The sequence below is a fragment of the Streptomyces sp. NPDC026672 genome, from assembly GCF_040638185.1.
Classification (GTDB): domain Bacteria; phylum Actinomycetota; class Actinomycetes; order Streptomycetales; family Streptomycetaceae; genus Streptomyces.
The window spans coordinates 20,306-39,521 of sequence record NZ_JBEZXS010000039.1 but is presented as its reverse complement, the minus strand read 5'-3'; the positions used below and the strand labels follow the sequence as shown (position 1 = coordinate 39,521).

The 19,216-nt window shown below is 73.2% G+C and carries 20 protein-coding genes; 6 read left to right on the top strand and 14 right to left on the bottom strand.

Features of this window, described 5'->3' with window-relative positions; all coding sequences use genetic code 11:
- Positions 1-146: 146 nt before the first annotated feature.
- Positions 147-1,748, bottom strand: a complete 1,602-nt coding sequence (locus AB0F77_RS33500; protein ID WP_361955506.1) for an MFS transporter — start codon at positions 1,746-1,748, stop codon at positions 147-149.
- Between the two features lie 273 nt (positions 1,749-2,021).
- Between AB0F77_RS33500 and AB0F77_RS33495 the strand changes: the two genes are divergently transcribed.
- Positions 2,022-3,281, top strand: a complete 1,260-nt coding sequence (locus AB0F77_RS33495) for a hypothetical protein (RefSeq protein WP_361955504.1) — start codon at positions 2,022-2,024, stop codon at positions 3,279-3,281.
- A 237-nt stretch (positions 3,282-3,518) separates the two neighbouring features.
- Positions 3,519-4,541: a phosphatase PAP2 family protein gene (locus AB0F77_RS33490; RefSeq protein ID WP_361955502.1), complete on the top strand. Its 1,023-nt coding sequence runs from the start codon at positions 3,519-3,521 to the stop codon at positions 4,539-4,541.
- Positions 4,542-4,646: 105 nt separating this feature from the next.
- Here the strand turns inward: AB0F77_RS33490 and AB0F77_RS33485 are convergent, their stop codons facing one another.
- Both AB0F77_RS33485 and AB0F77_RS33480 read right to left on the bottom strand, forming a co-directional pair.
- Positions 4,647-4,862 (bottom strand): I78 family peptidase inhibitor, encoded by a 216-nt coding sequence (locus tag AB0F77_RS33485; protein WP_361955500.1) that lies wholly within the window; start codon positions 4,860-4,862, stop codon positions 4,647-4,649.
- 393 nt (positions 4,863-5,255) lie between these two features.
- Entirely contained in the window at positions 5,256-5,966 is a 711-nt protein-coding gene (locus tag AB0F77_RS33480; protein WP_361955498.1) for a transglycosylase family protein, read from the bottom strand.
- Between the two features lie 537 nt (positions 5,967-6,503).
- Between AB0F77_RS33480 and AB0F77_RS33475 the strand changes: the two genes are divergently transcribed.
- Both AB0F77_RS33475 and AB0F77_RS33470 read left to right on the top strand, forming a co-directional pair.
- A complete protein-coding gene (locus tag AB0F77_RS33475) occupies positions 6,504-7,289 on the top strand; it encodes a hypothetical protein (RefSeq protein ID WP_361955496.1) in 786 nt (261 codons plus the stop codon).
- 125 nt (positions 7,290-7,414) lie between these two features.
- The gene (locus AB0F77_RS33470; protein WP_361955494.1) at positions 7,415-7,834 is read left to right on the top strand and encodes a hypothetical protein; all 420 of its coding nucleotides are present in this window, start codon (positions 7,415-7,417) and stop codon (positions 7,832-7,834) included.
- Between the two features lie 125 nt (positions 7,835-7,959).
- Here the strand turns inward: AB0F77_RS33470 and der are convergent, their stop codons facing one another.
- From der to aroH, 5 genes are all read right to left on the bottom strand, one after another.
- Positions 7,960-9,441: a ribosome biogenesis GTPase Der gene (gene der / locus AB0F77_RS33465; RefSeq protein ID WP_361955492.1), complete on the bottom strand. Its 1,482-nt coding sequence runs from the start codon at positions 9,439-9,441 to the stop codon at positions 7,960-7,962.
- 72 nt (positions 9,442-9,513) lie between these two features.
- Positions 9,514-10,206: a lysophospholipid acyltransferase family protein gene (locus tag AB0F77_RS33460; protein WP_361955490.1), complete on the bottom strand. Its 693-nt coding sequence runs from the start codon at positions 10,204-10,206 to the stop codon at positions 9,514-9,516.
- On the bottom strand, positions 10,164-10,850 hold the full coding sequence (gene cmk / locus AB0F77_RS33455; protein ID WP_361955488.1) for a (d)CMP kinase: 687 nt from the start codon (positions 10,848-10,850) through the stop codon (positions 10,164-10,166). The genes AB0F77_RS33460 and cmk overlap by 43 nt, the downstream gene beginning before the upstream one ends.
- A gap of 120 nt (positions 10,851-10,970) precedes the next feature.
- Entirely contained in the window at positions 10,971-12,056 is a 1,086-nt protein-coding gene (locus AB0F77_RS33450) for a prephenate dehydrogenase (RefSeq protein WP_361955486.1), read from the bottom strand.
- On the bottom strand, positions 12,053-12,415 hold the full coding sequence (gene aroH, locus AB0F77_RS33445; RefSeq protein WP_361955484.1) for a chorismate mutase: 363 nt from the start codon (positions 12,413-12,415) through the stop codon (positions 12,053-12,055). The genes AB0F77_RS33450 and aroH overlap by 4 nt, the downstream gene beginning before the upstream one ends.
- Positions 12,416-12,653: 238 nt before the next feature.
- Between aroH and AB0F77_RS33440 the strand changes: the two genes are divergently transcribed.
- Positions 12,654-13,115 carry a Rieske (2Fe-2S) protein gene (locus tag AB0F77_RS33440; RefSeq protein WP_361955482.1) on the top strand — a complete coding sequence of 154 codons (462 nt, stop codon included), beginning with the start codon at positions 12,654-12,656 and terminating at the stop codon, positions 13,113-13,115.
- Positions 13,116-13,137: 22 nt separating this feature from the next.
- Positions 13,138-13,896: a nucleotidyltransferase domain-containing protein gene (locus AB0F77_RS33435; RefSeq protein WP_361955480.1), complete on the top strand. Its 759-nt coding sequence runs from the start codon at positions 13,138-13,140 to the stop codon at positions 13,894-13,896.
- On the opposite strand, the gene AB0F77_RS33430 is transcribed toward AB0F77_RS33435, so the two are convergent.
- The 6 genes from AB0F77_RS33430 to AB0F77_RS33405 all read right to left on the bottom strand — a co-directional run bounded on the left by AB0F77_RS33430 (position 13,807) and on the right by AB0F77_RS33405 (position 19,206).
- Entirely contained in the window at positions 13,807-14,574 is a 768-nt protein-coding gene (locus AB0F77_RS33430; RefSeq protein WP_361955478.1) for a nucleotidyltransferase domain-containing protein, read from the bottom strand. The two genes, AB0F77_RS33435 and AB0F77_RS33430, sit on opposite strands and share 90 nt — an antisense overlap.
- A gap of 3 nt (positions 14,575-14,577) precedes the next feature.
- On the bottom strand, positions 14,578-15,603 hold the full coding sequence (locus tag AB0F77_RS33425) for an ADP-ribosylglycohydrolase family protein (RefSeq protein WP_361955476.1): 1,026 nt from the start codon (positions 15,601-15,603) through the stop codon (positions 14,578-14,580).
- A complete protein-coding gene (locus AB0F77_RS33420) occupies positions 15,600-16,367 on the bottom strand; it encodes an NUDIX domain-containing protein (protein ID WP_361955474.1) in 768 nt (255 codons plus the stop codon). The genes AB0F77_RS33425 and AB0F77_RS33420 overlap by 4 nt, the downstream gene beginning before the upstream one ends.
- Positions 16,368-16,479: 112 nt before the next feature.
- Positions 16,480-17,034, bottom strand: coding sequence for a TIGR03086 family metal-binding protein (locus AB0F77_RS33415; RefSeq protein ID WP_361955472.1), 555 nt, complete (start codon positions 17,032-17,034; stop codon positions 16,480-16,482).
- A complete protein-coding gene (locus AB0F77_RS33410; RefSeq protein ID WP_361955470.1) occupies positions 17,031-18,035 on the bottom strand; it encodes a sigma-70 family RNA polymerase sigma factor in 1,005 nt (334 codons plus the stop codon). Before AB0F77_RS33410 ends, AB0F77_RS33415 begins: the two co-directional genes overlap by 4 nt.
- A 106-nt stretch (positions 18,036-18,141) precedes the next feature.
- On the bottom strand, positions 18,142-19,206 hold the full coding sequence (locus AB0F77_RS33405; protein WP_361955468.1) for a pseudouridine synthase: 1,065 nt from the start codon (positions 19,204-19,206) through the stop codon (positions 18,142-18,144).
- Positions 19,207-19,216 lie beyond the last annotated feature (10 nt).

Genomic DNA, 19,216 nt, shown 5'->3' with positions numbered 1-19,216 from the left:
TGGGTGGCTGTGGTCGGCGGGCTCGTGGTGGGGCGCGTCACCTGGCATGGTCCCCTCCGCCGGTCGCCGCCGACGGCGGGTCGCCCTCTCCGTTGGCTCGCCCCTCCCCCAAGTTGCACGGGCGGGCGGGTGGGAAAAGGGGAACGTCAGGCCGATACTCGGGGGCGTTCCGGTTCTCGGGGGGACGGGACCTCCAGGGGGGTGGGGTCGCAGTGCATCACCCTCGGAAGCCGCAGCGCCATCACCGCCCCCAGCAACAACAACCCCGCACTCACGAGCAACGTCACGTGCAACCCGTGCACAAAAGAGTCCCGCGCCGCCCGCCGCAACGCCGCCCCCGGCATCCCCCCGAGCCGCCCGGCCACGTCGTACGCCTCGCCGAGCGACCGCCCCGCGGACGCCGACGCCGACGCCGGCACCCCGGGCACCGACGCCAGCCCGGGGGCGTACGCCGCGTTCATCACACTGCCGAGCAGCGCGATGCCGATGCCCGCGCCCAGCTGGTACGACGTCTCCCCGATCGCCGCCGCCCCGCCCGCCTGCTCGGACGGCGCCTCGCTCAGCATCGACTCGTACGCCCCGAAGAGCGTCGTCTCGAGCCCGAACCCCAGCAGCACGAACCCGAACAGCAGCAGCCCCGCGTTGTCCTCGCCGCCCATCGCGGTGAGCGTCACCACGGCCGCCGCGGTCAGACAGAACCCGTAGCTCACCATCCGCCTCGGCCCCAGCCTGCGCAGCAGCCGCGCGCCGACCAGCCCCGCCGCCATCGCCGCGACCGTGAGCGGCAGCAGCCGCAGCCCCGTCTCCAGGGGGGACAGGCCGAGCACCAGCTGGAGGTACTGCGCCGCGATCAGTTCGAGACCCACCAGCGCGAGCATCGCCAGCACGATGCAGCCCACCGCCGTACTGAACGCGGGCCGGGCGAACATCCCGAGATCCACCAGCGGGGACGCCCGCCGCCGCTGCCGTCGTACGAAGAGGACCAGCAGCAGCGCGCCCACGGCGAGCGGCACCAGGGTGAACACGTTCCACACCGGCTCCCCGCCGCCGAACCGCTTCACCCCGAGCACCACACCGAACAGCCCGGCCGCCGCCATCAGCGCGCCGACCACGTCCCACGGCCCGTCCCGCTCACCGCGCGACTCGGGCAGCAGCAGCCGCCCGACGGGCAGGCTGACCAGCATCAGCGGGATGTTGACGAGGAAGACCGAGCCCCACCAGAAGTGTTCGAGCAGGAACCCGCCGAGCAGCGGACCGACCGCCGCCCCGACCGCGGCCACCGCGCTCCACACCCCGATGGCGACGGCCCGCTCCCGCCGGTCGGGAAAGACCTGCCGCAGGATCGACAGCGTGGCCGGCATGATCATCGCCCCGCCCACCCCGAGCAGCGCCCGCGCCAGGATGAGCACCTGGGCGCTCGGCGCGAACGCGGCCACCGCCGATGCGGCGCCGAAGAGGGTGTAGCCGAGCAGCAGGATGCGCCGGCGGCCGACCCGGTCGCCGAGCGTGCCGAAGAGGATCAGCAGGGAGGCGCAGACCAGCGGGTAGACGTCGACGATCCAGAGCAGCTCCATGGCACCGGGCCGGAGGTCCTCGGTGACGGCCGGGACCGCCACGTGCAGCACGGTCGCGTCGAGGGCGACGAGGAGCAGGCTCACGCAGAGGACGACGAGGACGACCCAGCGGTTGGCACCGGCCCCGGCCACCCGACGGCGCAGCGCTGCGGAGGCCATGGTCGTGCCGGACATGTGCGTACCTCCCAGAAGTTCCCTCGCGTGCGGCGGCTCGGCGGGGTGGGGACGCCCCGTCGTACGGCCGGAGAGGAGCGGGGTCTCCAGCGCCGCTCGAGACGAACGCGAGTGACACGTCAGCGTACGCGAGTTCGTTCCGGCGTCACGTGGCGGACCTCTCACCCTCCACGGGGAAGTCATGTGGGGTACGCCACTCCTCCTTCTCTTGTCCTTCTCTTGACCACGTACCGTCAGCGGGTCCGGTTCCGGGCCGTGCCGATAATCGAGCCCGTGACCGATCTCGCGACCCGCGCGGCACCGCCCCGCGCCCCGTCCCCGCGCCGGGCGGCCCCCGCCCTGCTCGGGTACGCCGCCGTCCGGGCGCTGGGCCTGGTGGTGCTGGCGGTGTGGAGCGACGCGCGCGGCGGGAGCGCGTACACCTTGCTGACCGCCCGCTGGGACGCGCTCTGGTACACGAGGGTGGCGAGCGGCGGGTACGGCTACGAGGTGCGGACGGCCGGCGGCGACGTCCACTCGGACCTCGCGTTCTTCCCGCTGCTGCCGTGGCTGGAGCGGCTGCTGCACGCGCTCACCCCGTGGTCGTACGCCGACGCCGGCTTCGTCGTCGCCCTGCTCGCCTCGCTCGCCGCGGCCTGGGGGATCTTCGCGGTGGCTGACCATGTGTACGGCGGCCGGGCGGGGGTGTGCGCGGTGTTGCTGTGGGCGGTGCTGCCCGTCGGGATCGTGCAGTCGATGGCGTACAGCGAGTCGTTGTTCACGGCGCTCGCGGCCTGGTCGCTGTACGCCGTGCTGACCGGCCGCTGGATCACGGCGGGTGCGCTCGCCGCGTGCGCGGGGCTGACCCGGCCGGTGGGGCTGGCCGTCGTGGCGGCGGTGTGGGCGGCGGGCCTTGCCCCGTTCGTGGGAGATCGGCGCACGCGTGCCGGGGGCGGCGCGCGGCTCGGCGGACACGCCCCCGGCGCGGTCGGCAGCGCCCGCGCCCGGCGCGTTCCGGCGGGGGACGGCGCGTACGGGGAACCGCGCGCCCCTTCCCCGTGGCGCCGCGCCCTCGGTGCGGCCCTCGCTCCGCTCGGCGTCGCCTCCTACGTCCTGTGGGTCGGCCGGCACACGGGCCGGGGCCCGTTCGGCTACCTGGACGTGCAGGCGGGCTGGCGCAACGGCTTCGACGGCGGGTACGCGTTCGCGCGTTTTGTCGCCGGCAGGTTCACGTCGTTCCCGTCGGCGCTCGCCGGGGTGGGTCTGATCGCCGGGGTCGCGCTGGTGATCTGGCTGTACGTCACCTGTGTGCGGCGGCGGCAGCCGCTCGCGCTGCTGGTGTACTCGGGTGTCGTCGTCGCCCTCGCCCTGGGCGCGTCGAGCTACTTCGGGTCCAAGCCGCGGCTGCTGCTGCCCGCCTTCCCGCTGCTGCTGCCCCTCGCCGTGGCCCTCGCCCGGTCGCGCACGTCACGAGCCGCCCTGGTCACGGGTGGTGTGGCGCTCGCGTCGGCGGTGTACGGCGCCTTCTGGCTGAACGGCTCGGGCCCACCATGATCAACAGGTACGCGCAGTGAGCTCCGGGCGAATTCCACGCCATCCCACGGTGAACGAATTCATAAGCGCGTCATAACGAACACCCGGCATGATCAAAGGAATTGAGGGAGTCGGCCGACACGGATTGCGGAATCATGAGAAATTGAGCCACCCCTGAGAGGTTTCCCACATCACATCGTCATCACAAAGCCGGTGATTCGTCAGGGTCGTCAGCTCACTCGCTGTAACGTCGATTGGGTGCGTACCGAACGAAACCTCACCCGTCTGGACCGGGTGTTCGCCAGACTGGACCGCGAGCCAGAACGGCCGGCCCACATCGATGTGCCGAAGATGAGCCGGCACAGGGCCGTTCTGTTCTCCGCGACCCTGGCTTTCTATCTGGCGATCGTGTGGGCCGTCGTGACGACCTCGTGGCTGGTGCGGCTCGACTGGCAGGTCATGTTCTTCCGGCCGTACCAGCAATGGCCGGAGATCCACGCCTTCCTCGACTACTACGTGGTGCTCGGCCAGCGCGGCCCCACCGCCGTGATGGTCGCGGCCTGGCTGGGCTGGCGCTCCTGGCGGCAGCACACGCTGCGCCCGCTGCTGACGCTCGGTACGTCCCTGCTGCTGCTCAACATCACGGTCGGCGCGGCGAAGATCGGCATGGGCCGCCTCGGTCCGCACTACGCCACTGTGATCGGCTCGAACGAGATGGGCCTCGGCGGCGATATATTTCCCAGCGGCCACACCGCCAACGCGGTGGTGACCTGGGGCATCCTGGCCTATCTGGCCTCCACCCCGGGAGCCCGCCGCTGGCTGTCCGCGCTCTCCGCGGTCACCTCGCTCGGCGTCGGCCTGACCACCGTCTACCTCGGTACGCACTGGCTGAGCGACGTGCTGCTGGGCTGGGCCGCGGGGCTGCTGATCCTGCTGGCGCTGCCGTGGTTCGAGCCGCTGATCGCACGGGCCGAGATCGCCCTGTTCGACCTGCGCGACCGCTGGCGGGCACGGCGCGGCCGTCCGGCGACCGCACCGGCCGTACCCGTCACGCCCGTTGCGCTCCCGCCGCGTACCGTCTCCGCCGACGAGCCGGCTCCGGCGCGCGAGCCCGCCGCCTCGGCGCGCACGGCCAGGGCGCCGGTCCATCTGGCGCCGGGCCCGCACACGGCCCGCTCGGACCGCACCCCGGTGACCCCCGCGGGCAGCCGCCGCCCACCGCACTCGGACCGCGTCCCGCGCGGCTCCGCCCCCACCGCCCGCCCCCTGGCGGGCGGCTGACCCGGCGACACCCCGCGGGACCGGTACGCACGGTCCGTCCCGCAAGGCCGAAGGCCCGGTCCCGACGTCCGGGACCGGGCCTTCGGCGCTCCGTCCGGTGTGCGCTCAGCCCTTCCAGGCGCGGGCCACACGGCCGTCGCGCACCTCGAAGTTCAGCCGCCCCGCGCGGTACTCCATGGTGATGATCGCGTCCGGCGGCAGTGCGCGCACGGTCGGCCAGCCGCGCTCGCGCGCGAGCCGTTCGGCCTGCGCCGCGTCGAGTCCGACGTACCCGTCCGGGTCGTCCTGGGGTTCCGCGGGCGGAGGGGGAATCTGTGCCATACGGCCACGCTAGGCCGTCTCCGCCGACCGGGGAAGCCATAACCGGTCCGGGTCGCGCACATCCCTCGCCGGTCACACTTCTGTCACAGGATCACGACACGCGTTTCCGCCGAACTCCGTCACACGTACGGGCGGTTCCACGGGCCTCCCCGGCGCATTCGAACGGAATTCCCGGCGGTTGCGACGCGCCTTCGAATAACGCGCGGGAAAGGACCGGGGGAACACACGGCGTGCCCCGCGCACCCGCTTTCCCGGCCGAATCCGAACGCCCCGCGCGAACCGACGGCACATAGGAATTTCACGGTGCCGCCACAGAACCCGCACGCCGTACGACGACGAGGCCCCGCCCGGCCGTGGGGCCGTGCGGGGCTCGGTGTCCGGTGCGGACCCGCGTCAGACGTCGAGACGCTGACCGGGGACGATCAGGTCCGGATCGGCGCCGACGACGGCCTTGTTGACCGTGTAGAGGCGCTGCCAGGTGGTGCCGTGCCGGGCGGCGATGCCGCTCAGCGTGTCGCCCTCGCGCACGGTGTAGTCACCGTGGGCGGAGTTCCGGGCGGCGTGCTCCGACGCCCGCTTCGGCGCCGCGGCGCGGCGCTCGGGGGCCTTGGCCGGGTGCCTCGGTGCCTTGGCGGGCTTCGACCGCTCGACGGCCTCGGCGGGGCGTACGGCCTTGCTGTGCCCCGCACCGGGGGCGGAGGCCGACGGGGCCGAGCCGGAGGCGCCGGCCCGCGCCGAGCAGACCGGCCAGGCGCCCCAGCCCTGCGCGTGCTGGACCTTGGTGGCGACGGCGATCTGCTGGGCCCTGGAGGCCCGGTCGGCGGTGGGCGCGTAGGCCGTGCCGCCGTACGCCCGCCAGGTGCCGGCGGCGAACTGGAGCCCGCCGTAGTAGCCGTTGCCGGTGTTGATGTGCCAGTTGCCGCCGCTCTCGCACTGGGCGATGCGGTCCCACACCCCGTTGTCCGCCGCCGCGGCGCCGCCGGCCGTGGCCAGCAGTCCAAGTGGGGCGAGCAGCGCCGCGCCGGCGAGGACCGCCGTCGTACGCGCCCTGCGGGCGCCGTCCTTGCGCACGCCGTCACGGGTGGTATCGGCACATTCGGACATGTAGTTCCCTCTCCACGTACCCGGACTCCCCCTGTCCGGGACACCGGTGCCGCGCATGGACGCGGTCCGTCGTGCCCCGTCCTGCCCTCCGGGCCGGGCGGCGGTACTGCCTGCCGACACGGCCGTGGGACGTATCCGGGCGGTGCTCGATGCACACGGCGGAGGAATCTAAGGAGCCGGGGGATCCGATTTCAACCAACTCGGCGTCATTCCAGGCCAGTTGGCTGTTACCGCCGGTATCAGAGATTTTCGGCCACCTGTTTAATGCCCCGATTTCAGGATTTGTCGACCAACGGCCGGGTCAATCTGTGATTCTCTTCACCGCCTCAAATTCCCTTCTGTTGCGCGGAGTTGACGTGGAGTGCCCGATTCCGCACCAGGCGTGACGCTCTGCTCCGGAAGGTTCGATTCGGTTCACGCCGGGGCGTGACTACCGCCACAGATCACCCGTTGTCTTCTTCATGAGCCCCGGAACCCCCGGGACCCATGGGCCGGGAGCCACCCGGCCGCACCGCACCGCATCCCGAGGGAGCCATCGTGCCGCGCATGCTCGACGTCAGTGACGCCGTACGCGCCGAGATCGGCGACGAAGAAGCCGACCGGCTGCTCGCCGGAGAGAACGCCCCGGGCAGTTACGACTGCACGTCGTGCCGCACCCCGGGCGACTCCGAGCAGGAGCGCACCAGCACCGTCCTGTTCATCGGGGACGAGACCGCCGTCCTCGCCTTCGCCCACGCCGGCTGCCTGCCCTCGCAGGTCGTCCAGGTCACCGAGGAGCAGCTCCAGGGCGCGGTCCGCTCCATCAACGGCCACGGCACGCCCGCGGGCGGCCCGCCCCGGACCGCGCCCGAGCAGGCGGTGCTCGGTGTGACCAGCGGACTCGTGCTGATCGCCGGGGAGTTGCACCCGGCGCTCGTCGTGGAGCCGACCGCGCCGATCGTGCGCCCCGGCACGAACGGAGTCGGTGACGACTTCCTTCCGCTCCTCATCGAGCAGGGGTTCATGCCGCTGATCGAGCTGAGCACGGTGCCGCCGGTGCTGCACGGCTGGTCGGTGCTGCTCGCGGTCGGCCAGCTGCACGCGGTCCTCCAGCCCGGGGTCAACGGGGGCCAGCCGGTGGCCTGGTGGCAGGCCCACCAGCCGCTCCAGGTGACCGACAGCTGGCGGGCGGCGGCCAACAAGCACCAGCAGGTACTCATGTTCGCGGCGCCGGTCGGGTCGATCGGGCGTCAGCCGCGGGAGGACCTGCTGCGGGACGCGCTCGACAGGGCGGCGGCGAACGGCAAGCTCGTCGCGGCGACCCTGCCCCTGGCGGGCACGTGAACGCGTAGGCACCGTGGGACATGAGCGCGTGGGCACCGCGGGGCGTGCGGTGCGTCGACGGGCACGGGTTCGGGGGTGGTCGCCCGCGCCCGCATCCCTTCGCGTTTCGGGTCGTTTGGACATACGTGCACGCATATGACGTTTCTCCCCGACGGTCGTCCCTCTCCTCCGTTCCGTCCGCCCGGAGCGCGCAGGACTCACTGGGCGGGCCCTCGGCCACACCGATCTACGACACGCTCTACGCGGAGTGGGTCAAGTCCTTCCGGACACTGCCGGGCGACCGCACCGGCGAGGAGGAGCTGGGGTTCGTGGCCTTCGGGTTCGCCCCGCACAGCACCGGCACGCACGACACGGGCCTGTACGGCTCGACGTCGTACGGCTCCAGCTCGTACAGCGCCTACAGCGCCGGTGCGTACGGCGCCCGGCACGGCGGCGGACAGCAGCAGGTGCAGTGGCAGCGGGTCGGCTCGATCAGGCGGGACGAAACCGGGATGCACCACCACGTCCCGGCGGCGCTGCCGCCCGGACCGCGCCGGGGCATCTGACCCCCGGCGGGCGGGACGACTGAGAGGGGCGGTCCCCGGAACCCGGGAACCGCCCCTCTCTTCGCGTGCCGCGAATCCGCTCTCCGCTTCTTCCCCTGCTTCTTCCGCTTCTTCTGTTTCTTCCGCTACTTCTTCTTCGTGCCGCGCTTCTCGCGCACCCGCACCGAGATGTGGATCGGCGTGCCCGCGAAGCCGAACTCCTCGCGCAGCCGGCGCTCGATGAAGCGCCGGTAGCCCGCCTCGATGAAGCCGGAGGCGAACAGGACGAAGCGCGGCGGCTTGGTGCCGGCCTGGGTGCCGAACAGGATGCGGGGCTGCTTGCCGCCGCGGACCGGGTGCGGGTGGGCCGAGACCAGTTCGCCGAGGAACGCGTTCAGCCGGCCCGTCGGCACCCGGGTCTCCCAGCCGTCCAGCGCCGTCTCGATCGCCGGGACCAGCTTCTCCATGTGGCGGCCGGTGCGGGCGGAGACGTTGACGCGGGGCGCCCAGGCGATCTGGCCCAGCTCGGTCTCGATCTCCCGCTCCAGGTAGTAGCGCCGCTCCTCGTCGAGGGTGTCCCACTTGTTGAACGCGATGACCATGGCGCGGCCCGCCTCGACGGCCATCGTGACGATGCGCTGGTCCTGCACCGAGATGTTCTCGGAGGCGTCGATGAGGATGACGGCGACCTCGGCCTTCTCGACGGCGGCGGCCGTGCGCAACGAGGCGTAGTAGTCGGCGCCCTGCTGGAGGTGGACCCGCTTGCGGATGCCGGCCGTGTCGACGAACTTCCAGGTGACACCGCCGAGTTCGATCAGCTCGTCGACCGGGTCGCGGGTGGTGCCGGCGAGTTCGTTGACGACGACGCGCTCCTCGCCGGCCACCTTGTTCAGCAGGGAGGACTTGCCGACGTTCGGGCGGCCGATCAGGGCGATGCGGCGCGGGCCGCCGATCGCGGTGCCGAAGGTCTGCTCGGGCGCCTCCGGCAGCGCCTCCAGGACGGCGTCCAGCATGTCGCCGGTGCCGCGGCCGTGCAGCGCGGAGACGGGGTGCGGCTCACCGAGGCCGAGGGACCACAGATAGGTGGCGTCGGCCTCGCCGTTCGGGCCGTCGACCTTGTTGGCGGCCAGGACGACGGGCTTGCCGGCCTTGCGCAGCAGCCGGACGACGGCCTCGTCGGTGTCGGTGGCGCCGACCTTGGCGTCCACGACGAAGACCACGGCGTCGGCGGCCTCGATCGCGTACTCGGCCTGGGCGGCCACGGAGGCGTCGATGCCGAGGACGTCCTGCTCCCAGCCGCCGGTGTCGACGACCTTGAAGCGGCGGCCGGACCACTCGGCCTCGTAGGTGACGCGGTCGCGGGTGACGCCGGGCTTGTCCTCGACGACCGCCTCGCGACGGCCGATGATCCGGTTCACCAGGGTCGACTTGCCGACATTGGGACGGCCGACGACGGCGAGCACGGGCAGCGGGCCGTGGCCCGCCGCCTCGATGGCGCCCTCGACGTCCTCGACGTCGAAGCCCTCTTCCGCCGCGAGCTCCATGAACTCCGCGTACTCGGCGTCGCCGAGCGCCCCGTGCTCGTACTCGTGCTCGGCCGAGCCGTCGGGCTGGATCTGGTCGTTCATGAAGTCCGTACCTCGTTCATCGTGGTGATCGGTGGAATCCCGCGGAACGGTGATCCACTACTCGAGTGTCGCCTAACGCCCGGTGAGACGCCTGGCGGTTTCCAGGTGGCTGGTGAGCTGCTTCTGGATGCGTTCGGTCGCCTCGTCCAGCGCCCTGCGCGTACGCCGCCCGGTGCCGTCGTCCGCGTGGAACGGGTCGCCGAAGACGACGTCGACACGGGACCGCAGCGGGGGCAGTCCCCTTATCAACCGTCCCCGCCGCTCGGAACTTCCCAGGACGGCGACAGGCACGATCGGCGCCCCGCTGCGCACCGCGAAGTAGGCGAGGCCCGCGCGCAGCGAGGCGAAGTCGCCCTCGCCGCGGGTGCCCTCGGGGAAGATGCCGAGCACTCCCCCGTTGTCCAGCACGGCGAGGGCGTTGGTGATCGCCGTGCGGTCGGTGCCGTGGCGGTCGACCTTCAGCTGGCCGATGCCGCGCAGGAACGGGTCGAGCGGCCCGATGAACGCCTCCTTCTTGATCAGGAAGTGCGTCGGCCGGGGCGCCACGCCCATGACCATGGGGCCGTCGATGTTGTGCGAGTGGTTCACGGCGAGGATCGCGGGGCCGCTCTCGGGCATCCGCCAGGCGCCGAGCACCCGGGGCCTCCACAGCCCGTACATCAGGCCGACGCCGATGCGCCGCCCGACGTCGGCGCCGCGCTCCGACGCGGGAGCCTCCCCGCTCACTTCGTGTCCCGCTTCTCCCGGACGAGGGCGACGACGCACTCGACGACCTGCGGGAGCGTGAGGTCGGTGGTGTCGACCTCGACCGCGTCGTCCGCCTTGGCGAGCGGCGAGGTCTTGCGGGAGGAGTCCGCGGTGTCGCGCTTGATCAGCGCCTCGCGGGTGGCGTGGACGTCGGAGCCCTTCAGCTCACCGCTGCGGCGGGCGGCGCGGGCCTCCGGGGAGGCGGTGAGGAAGATCTTGAGGTCGGCGTCGGGCAGCACGGTGGTGCCGATGTCCCGGCCCTCGACGACGATGCCGCCCTCGGCGCCGGAGGCCAGCGTCCGCTGGAGCTCGGTGATCCGGGCGCGCACCTCGGGCACCGCGCTGACCGCGCTGACCTTGGAGGTGACCTCCTGGGTGCGGATCGGCCCGGCGACGTCGACGCCGTCGACGCTGATGGCCGGGGCGGCCGGGTCGGTGCCCGAGACGATCTCCGGCTTGCCCACGACGGCGGCGACGGCGGTCGGGTCCTCCAGGTCGATGCCGTTGGTCACCATCCACCAGGTGATCGCCCGGTACTGGGCACCGGTGTCCAGGTAGCTGAGGCCGAGCTGCGTGGCCACGGCCTTCGACGTGCTCGACTTGCCCGTGCCGGAGGGTCCGTCGATGGCGACAATCACGGGACGGGCGGCGCCGTTTTCCACGGGGGGACACCTTCCTGGTGTGCGATGCGGGAGGAGGGGGGCCGCGATGGTGCCCTGCACAAGGTTACTGGGTTCGGGTGACGCCTCCGTCCCGGCACCGCACGCACCGGCGCCGGTCCCCTACTGCCGCAGCGACCACCCCTGCTGCCGCAGCGCGGCCGACAGGGCGCCCACCGCCTTCGGCTCGACCATCAGCTGCACGAGGCCGGCCTGCTGCCCCGTCGCGTGCTCGATGCGCACGTCCTCCACGTTGACCCCGGCCCGCCCGGCGTCGGCGAAGATCCGGGCCAGCTGACCGGGCTGGTCGTCGATGAGCACCGCCACGACCTCGTACTCCCGCGGCGCGGACCCGTGCTTGCCGGGCACCCGCACCTGTCCCGCGTTGCCGCGCCGCAGCACGTCCTCGATCCCGGCGCCGCCCTCCCGCCGCTTGGCCTCGTCGGAGGACTGGAGCGCGCGCAGGGCCCGTACGGTCTCGTCGAGGTCGGCGGAGACGTCCGCGAGGAGGTCGGCGACCGGCCCCGGGTTCGCGGAGAGGATGTCGATCCACATCCGGGGGTCGGAGGCGGCGATCCGGGTGACGTCGCGTATGCCCTGCCCGCACAGCCGTACGGCGGCCTCCTCGGCGTGCTCCAGGCGCGCGGCGACCATGCTGGAGACCAGGTGGGGCATGTGGGAGACGAGTGCCACGGCGCGGTCGTGGGCGTCGGCGTCCATGACGACGGGGACGGCGCGGCAGTGCGAGACCAGTTCCAGGGCGAGGTTCAGGACCTCGGTGTCGGTGTCCCGGGTCGGTGTCAGCACCCAGGGCCGGCCCTCGAAGAGGTCGGCGCTCGCGGCCAGCGGCCCGGACTTCTCCCGGCCGGACATGGGGTGGGTGCCGATGTACGGGGTCAGGTCGAGGCCGAGCGCCTCCAGCTCGCGGCGCGGGCCGCCCTTGACGCTGGCGACGTCGATGTAGCCGCGGGCCAGGCCCCGGCGCATGGCGTCGGCGAGGACGCCGGCCACGTGCGCGGGCGGGGCGGCGACGACCGCCAGGTCGACGGGACCGTCGGGGGCCGCGTCGGTGCCGGCGCCGAGCGCGGCGGCCGTACGGGCCTGCTCGGGGTCGTGGTCGGTGAGGTGGACGACGACGCCGCGCCGGGCGAGGGCGAGCGCGGCGGACGTGCCGATGAGTCCGGTGCCGATGACGAGTGCGGTTCTCACTGGGCGATGTCCTTGCGCAGGGCGGCGGCGGCGCCCAGGTAGACGTGGGAGATCCCGGCGCGAGGCAGGTCGGACTCGACGTGGGCGAGGATGCGTACGACACGGGGCATGGCACCCTCGATGTCGAGTTCCTGGGCGCAGATCAGGGGGACGTCGACGATGCCGAGCTTGCGGGCCGCGGCGGCCGGGAAGTCGCTGTGCAGGTCGGGCGTGGCCGTGAACCAGATGCTGATGAGGTCGTCGGCGGTCAGTCCGTTGCGTTCCAGGACGGCGCCGAGCAGGGCTCCGACCTGCTCGTCCATGTGACCGGCCTCGTCCCGTTCGAGCTGGACGGCCCCCCGGACCGCTCGTACCGCCACGGCGCTGCTCCTCGGTTCGATCGTGTGCTTCGGCTCCTGTGCGTCCAGCGTAGTCAGCCCGTGACCGGTGGGTGCGCGGCGCCCGCCCGCTGAGACACCCCCGGCGGGGCTGTCCGACGGATGATGCGCACCTTTTGTTGCGCCCTGCGGCTATTTACTTCTTCTTGGGGCTTTCCGGTGCCAAGATGCTGCTGCTCCGCTCGGAGCGATTCCCCCCCTCGGTGTTCGGAGTGACGACATGACCGACGGTTCGACACGACGCGCGGTCCTCGCGGCCGGCGGGGCGGCGCTGGCCGCGACCTGCACGGCCTGCGGCGGCGGCGGAGGGGACGGCGGCGGCTCGGCCCCGACGTCCCCGGCCCCCACGGATGCGGCCCCCACCACCGCGGCCACCAGTCAACCGGGCGCCGCCGGGCAGGCGCTGGCGCAGGTCGCCGACGTCCCGGTGGGCGGCGGCCGGGTCTTCCCCGCGGTGAAGGTCGTGGTGACCCAGCCCACGCAGGGCAGCTTCAAGGCGTTCTCGGCGATCTGCACCCACCAGGGCTGCACGGTGAACCGGGTCGCGGACGGCACCATCGACTGCCCGTGTCACGGCAGCAGGTTCCGGGTGACCGACGGCTCGGTGACCCACGGCCCGGCGACCCGGCCGCTGCCCGAGAAGAACATCACCGTGGACGGAAACTCGATTCGCCTGGCGTGAGCGGACCCGTAGGCTCGCGGCCATGCACCCCCACGACCTGGTCCGCGACCACACGGTGTACGCCTGTGTGACGGGCTCGCGCGCCTTCGGTCTGGCCACGGAGGACAGCGACACCGACCGGCGGGGCGTCTTCCTCGCCCCCACCCCCCTGTTCTGGCGCTTCGAGAAGCCTCCGACACATGTGGAGGGCCCGGCCGAGGAGCAGTTCGGCTGGGAGCTGGAGCGCTTCTGCGAACTGGCCCTGCGCGGCAACCCGAACGTCCTCGAGTGTCTGCACTCGCCGCTGGTGGAGCACGTCGACGACACGGGCCGTGAACTGCTCGCGCTGCGCGGGGCGTTCCTGTCCCGGCACGTGTACGACACGTTCACCCGCTACGCGCTCGGCCAGCGCCGCAGGCTCGACGCCGACGTCCGCATGCACGGGGCACCGCGCTGGAAGCACGCGATGCACCTGCTGCGGCTGCTGGCGAGCGCCCGTGACCTGCTGGAGACGGGCGAGTTGCGGATCGACGTGGGCGACCGCCGGGAGTCGCTGCTCGCGGTGAAGCGGGGCGACGTCCCGTGGCCGGAGGTCGAGGCGCGGATGGCCCGGCTCGCCGAGGAGGCCGAACGGGCCCTGCGGCGCTCCCCGTTGCCCGCGGAGCCGGACCGCCGGCGGGTGGCGGACCTCCTGTTCCGCGCGCGCAGCGCCTCAGCCCTGCGGGCCGGGGCCGTCGAGCCGCAGCCGCACCACGAAGTCGTGCAGGGCGTCCCGCGCGGTGGGGGCGTCCGGCAGGTGTGAGACGCCCTGGGCCTCGTCGAGAACGGTGTGCAGCCGCTCCACGTCGGCCTTCGCGCGCGCGTGGTCGATGTCGGCGAGCCCGTGCTCGCGCCGCGCCTTGGCCTCGATCAGCTCGCCCAGGTAGCCGGGCGCGTGCGCCGATTCGGCGGCGAGCGTGGGCAGGTGGGCCAGCACCCGGCCGCTGCGCATCAGGTGGATGCCGGTGAGCAGCACCCGGAAGGTGTAGAGCAGCGGCTTGAGTTCGCCGGTCTTCTCGAACAGCCGCCACTGCGTCGCCGCGAATCCCCGGTAGTGGTGCGCGTGGTGGCCGGTGAGGACGCCGGGGGCCAGCGCGGCCAGTTCGCGGTGCGCCTCGCCGGTGTGCACGACCAGCGGCGAGAGCAGCTGCTCCAGGACGTAGCCGTTGCGGCGCAGCATCAGCCGGACGAACTTGCGCAGGTCGTGGGTGACGAGGTCCATCTCCACGCCGTACCGCACCCAGGTCCGCGCCCTGGTCTCCTCGGGCTCGCGCAGGCCCACGAGTTCGGCCGCGGGCAGCAGGTGGGCGCCGCGCACGTCGAGGTCGGAGTCCTCGGACGGGAAGCCGTACAGATGGGCGCCGGAGACCGTGGCGAAGACGACGGGGTCGGGTTCCCCGGCGATGACCGGGGCCAGGTCGGTGTGGAGGTGGTCGATCATGCCTCAAGCGTCCCAGAGCGCTCCCAGGGTCATCAGGTCGCCCTGGTACTCGATCCGGTCCGCCCAGGCCGTCGGCCAGGCGTCCTCGCCGTGGTGGGCGCCGGCGAAGGCGCCGGTCAGGCAGGCGATCGAGTCGGAGTCGCCGGAGCTGCACGCGGCCCGGCGCAGGGCGGTGACCGGTTCGCCGGGGAAGAGCAGGAAGCAGAGCAGTCCGGTGGCGAGGGCCTCCTCGGCGATCCAGCCGGCGCCGGTGGCCAGGCAGGGGTCGGCCTCCGGGTCGGGGGCGCGCAGGGCGGCCTCCAGCCGGTCGAGGACGCCCAGGCAGTCGTCCCAGCCGCGGGCGATGAAGTGCTCGGGCGTGGGGTCCTGCGCGCGGGTCCACAGGTCGCCGAGCCAGCCCCGGTGGTAGCGGGTGCGGTTCTCGTGGGCGTACGCCCGCAGCAGCGCGGGGAGTTCGGCGGGCCCGGTGTCCTCGGCGAGCAGCCGTACGGCGCGGGCGGTGAGGTCGGAGGTGGCCAGGGCGGTGGGGTGGCCGTGGGTGAGGGCGGACTGCAACTGGGCGGCGCCCGCGCGCTGTTCCTCGCTGAGGCCGGGGGCGAGTCCGATCGGGGCGACGCGCATGTTGGCGCCGCAGCCCTTGGAGTCGATCTGGCTCGCCTCCTGCCAGGGACGGTCCTCCTTCTTCAGGAGGTTGCACGCGACCATGCAGGTGCGTCCGGGTGCCCGGTTGTTCTCGGGCGACTGGTACCAGTCGACGAACTCCTCGCGCACGGGCCGCTCCAGCCGCTTGGGCGCGAGCACGCCGCGGTCCATGGCGGTGCGCAGTCCGCGGCCGAGCGCGAGGGTCATCTGGGTGTCGTCGGAGACGATCGCGGGCCTGGGGAGGTCCATCTCCCGCCAGGGTCCGAACTTGGCGAGTATGGAGGGCACGTCGTTGAACTCGGTGGGGAAGCCCAGGGCGTCGCCGAGGGCGAGGCCGAGCAGGGCTCCGGTGGCGGCTCGCCGGTGCGCACCGGTGTGTGTGGTCATGCGGGGCGTCCTTCCGGGGACGATCTCTGCAGGGGCGGGTGCAGGACGGTGGCGGTGCCGGCGCGGTAGAGCGCGGCGGGTTTGCCCCGGCCGCCGGTCAACCGGGCGGCGCCCGGGACGGGTTCGACGAAGCCGGGCGTGGCGAGCACCTTGCGCCGGAAGTTGGGCCGGTCGAGCGCGGTGCCCCAGATCGCCTCGTAGACCCGCTGGAGCTCGCCGAGGGTGAACTCGGCGGGGCAGAAGGCGGTGGCGAGGCAGGTGGACTCCAGGCGGGCGCCGAGGTGCCGGTGGGCGTCGGCGAGTATGCGGTCGTGGTCGAAGGCGAGCGGTCCTGCCGTGTCGTACGGCAGCCAGCGCGCCTGGGCGGCGTCGCCCCCGCCGTGCGGTTCGAGCGCAGCGAGGTGGGGGTCCCCCCGGACGGAGTCTGGGGGAGGGTCGGGCAGCAGCGCGGTGAAGGCGACCGAGACGACGCGCATCCGGGGGTCGCGGCCGGGTTCGCTGTAGGTGCGCAGTTGCTCCAGGTGGAGCCCGGAGACGTCGGACAGGCCGGTCTCCTCGGCGAGTTCGCGCCGGGCGGCGCGTTCGGCGGACTCGTCGGGCAGCACGAAGCCGCCGGGCAGCGCCCACCGTCCGGCGTACGGCTCCTGTCCGCGTTCGACGAGCAGCGCGTGCAGGGTGCCCGCGCGCAGGGTGAGGACGGCGAGGTCGACGGTGACGGCGAAGGGTTCGAAGGCGTGTTTGTCGTAGCCCGGCGGTGTGGTCACGCCCACTCCCCCCGTCCGGCGCGACGCGCGCACGACTAATAGTCGTAACGACTATAAAGAGCGGGCGTCGCCGCCACAACCCCCGTGCGCCGTCCCGGACTTCGCCGCGGGTTCACTCCTCCGGGGGGCCGTGGCGCCCGAGGAAGCCCAGCAGCCGGACGTCCGGGCGGGCGTGGGGCGGCACCGCGAGCGGCGGGGCGAACCGCACGCCCCGGTCCTGCGCCGCAACCACGCACCGCGCCACGGACAGCAGTTCGGCGGCGAGCGGGCCCGGGATGGGCCGCGGCCGGCCGGCGGCCTGGGCGACGTCCCAGCCGTGCACGGTGATCTCCACGGCGCCCACGGCGGCCATCACCCGTACGTCCAGGGCCCGTTCGCCCACCAGGACGCGCTCCCCCGGCCCGGCCGCCCAGGCGCCGAGCAGGGCGCAGGCCCGGGTGCGGAAGGCGCAGGCCACGTCCCCGCCCGGCGCGGTCGGGTACGGCCCGACCCGGCCGCCGGTCAGCCCCTCGTGCAGCGCGTCCACCGAGTCGTCGAGGTGCCCGAGCAGGTCCCCGAGGTCCCACGCGGGGCACGGCGTGGCCCGCCGCAGGCTGCCCGGCCGCACCTCGGCCACGCTGCCCAGCGCGTAGGCGAGCGCCCGCTCCAGCAGCTCGCCGGCGTTCACGACTGCTCCCCGGGCAGCACGAGCAGAGCGTGTTCGGGCTCCAGGAGCAGCCCGAACAGGGGGAAGACGGCGGGGTCCCGGAAGGCCGTGATCCGGGCGATCGCGCCCCGTCGCACGGTGAGGACGTGCACCGAGTGGGGGCGCGCCGCACCGTCCGGGTCTCGGGCGTACATCGCCGTGGCCGGCTGCCCGTTGGCGCGCGTCGGCAGCATGAGCGCGCCGTGCCGGTGGTGCCCGCGGGAGGTGAGGAAGCGCAGCACGTCGCGCCGCCCGGCGAACCACTCGGGGTTGGGCGGCATCTCCAGCTCCACGCCCTCCTGGAGCAGCCCGACCAGCGCCTCGGTGTCGGCGTTCTCGAAGGCGGCCATGTACCGGTCGAGGACCGCGCGTTCGGCGACGTCGTCCGGCTCGGCGACCAGGTCCTCCTCGGGGGCCAGCTCGTCGAGGCGGGCCCGCGCGCGTTGCAGCGCGCTCTTCACCGCGACCTCGGAGGTCCCGAGCAGCGCGGCGACCTCGGACGCCCGCCAGGCCAGCACGTCCCGCAGGATCAGCACGGCCCGCTGCCGCGCGGGCAGGTGCTGGAGCGCGGCGACCAGCGCGAGCCGCAGACTGCCGCGGGCGGCCACGACGCTCGCCGGGTCGAGGAGCGCGTCGGGCAGCGGCTGGAGCCACGGCACGTCCGTCAGGGGGGCGCTCAGCGGCCCCTCCGGCGCCTCCGAGGGTCCGCCGAGCCCGGTGGGCAGCGGACGCCGCGCACGGCCCTCCAGCGCCGTCAGACACGTGTTGGTGGCGATCCGGTGCAGCCAGGTCCGCAGGCTCGCCCGGCCCTCGTAGCCCTCGAACGAGCGCCAGGCCCGCAGATACGTCTCCTGCACCAGGTCCTCGGCCTCGTCCGCCGAGCCCAGCATCCGGTAGCAGTGCGCGAGCAGCTCCCGCCGGTACGGATCCGTCAGCCGTACGAACTCCTCGCGGTCCGTGTCCGGTCCCGTCGTCGCAGTCATGCCCGCTCCCTCCGTCCGTCGTCATACAGACCGGCGGGAGGGCGAAAAGGCATCGGCCGGCCCCGGACGAATCCGGGACCGGCCGCTGCGGGGGGGGTGCCTCCGGCTAGAGGTCGACCTCCTGCATCAGCATGCCGACCTCGGTGTTCGACAGGCGGCGCAGCCAGCCCGACTTCTGGTCGCCCAGGGTGATCGGGCCGAAGGCGGTGCGCACCAGCTTCTCGACCGGGAAGCCGGCCTCGGCGAGCATGCGGCGCACGATGTGCTTGCGGCCCTCGTGCAGGGTCACCTCGACCAGGTAGTTCTTGCCGGTCTGCTCGACGACGCGGAAGTGGTCCGCGCGCGCGTAGCCGTCCTCCAGCTGGATGCCGTCCTTGAGCTGCTTGCCCAGGTCGCGCGGGATGGGGCCGACGATGGCGGCGAGATAGGTCTTCTTCACGCCGTACTTGGGGTGGGTCAGCCGGTGCGCCAGCTCGCCGTGGTTGGTGAGCAGGATGACACCCTCGGTCTCGGTGTCGAGCCTGCCCACGTGGAACAGCCGGGTCTCGCGGTTGGTGACGTAGTCCCCGAGGCACTGCCGGCCCTCGGGGTCCTCCATCGTCGAGACCACACCGGCGGGCTTGTTCAGCGAGAAAAACTGGTACGACTGCGTGGCGACCGTCAGGCCGTCGACCCTGACCTCGTCCTTCTCCGGGTCGACCCGCTTGCCCTGCTCGGTGACGATCTCGCCGTTGACCTCGACGCGCGCCTGGTCGATCAGCTCCTCGCAGGCCCGCCGGGAGCCGTAGCCCGCGCGGGCGAGGACCTTCTGGAGGCGCTCGCCCTCCTGCTCGGCGCCCGGGAACGTCCTGGGCGGCCGGACGTCCTTCTTGTCCGCGTACCGCTCGCGGTTGCGCTCCTCGGCCCGGGCCTCGTACTCGCGGGAGCGTCCGGGTGCCGTGCGCCCGTCTCGCTGCTGGGCCTGCTTGGGGCCGCCCTTGGCGCCGCCGCGGGCCGCGCCGCCGCGCCCGGACTTGGGGCCGTCCTTGGTGGCGCCGGGGCCCACGTCGTAGCGGCGCTCCTCGGGGCGGGGCTTGCGAGGACGGCCCTGCCCCTGCCGCTCGTCCCTGTTGTTGCCGGCACCGCGGTGGTTACCGCGCCCGCCACTGTTGCCGCTGCCGCTGCTTCGCATCAAGTTTCCG

What these genes read in the sequence shown, in the direction of transcription:
- AB0F77_RS33500 (WP_361955506.1), bottom strand. Translation starts at nt 1,748, where the DNA reads ATGTCCGGCACGACCATGGCCTCCGCAGCGCTGCGCCGTCGGGTGGCC.
- AB0F77_RS33485 (WP_361955500.1), bottom strand. Translation starts at nt 4,862, where the DNA reads ATGGCACAGATTCCCCCTCCGCCCGCGGAACCCCAGGACGACCCGGAC.
- AB0F77_RS33480 (WP_361955498.1), bottom strand. Translation starts at nt 5,966, where the DNA reads ATGTCCGAATGTGCCGATACCACCCGTGACGGCGTGCGCAAGGACGGC.
- der (WP_361955492.1), bottom strand. Translation starts at nt 9,441, where the DNA reads ATGAACGACCAGATCCAGCCCGACGGCTCGGCCGAGCACGAGTACGAG.
- AB0F77_RS33440 (WP_361955482.1), top strand. Translation starts at nt 12,654, where the DNA reads ATGACCGACGGTTCGACACGACGCGCGGTCCTCGCGGCCGGCGGGGCG.
- AB0F77_RS33435 (WP_361955480.1), top strand. Translation starts at nt 13,138, where the DNA reads ATGCACCCCCACGACCTGGTCCGCGACCACACGGTGTACGCCTGTGTG.
- AB0F77_RS33430 (WP_361955478.1), bottom strand. Translation starts at nt 14,574, where the DNA reads ATGATCGACCACCTCCACACCGACCTGGCCCCGGTCATCGCCGGGGAA.
- AB0F77_RS33425 (WP_361955476.1), bottom strand. Translation starts at nt 15,603, where the DNA reads ATGACCACACACACCGGTGCGCACCGGCGAGCCGCCACCGGAGCCCTG.
- AB0F77_RS33410 (WP_361955470.1), bottom strand. Translation starts at nt 18,035, where the DNA reads ATGACTGCGACGACGGGACCGGACACGGACCGCGAGGAGTTCGTACGG.
- AB0F77_RS33405 (WP_361955468.1), bottom strand. Translation starts at nt 19,206, where the DNA reads ATGCGAAGCAGCGGCAGCGGCAACAGTGGCGGGCGCGGTAACCACCGC.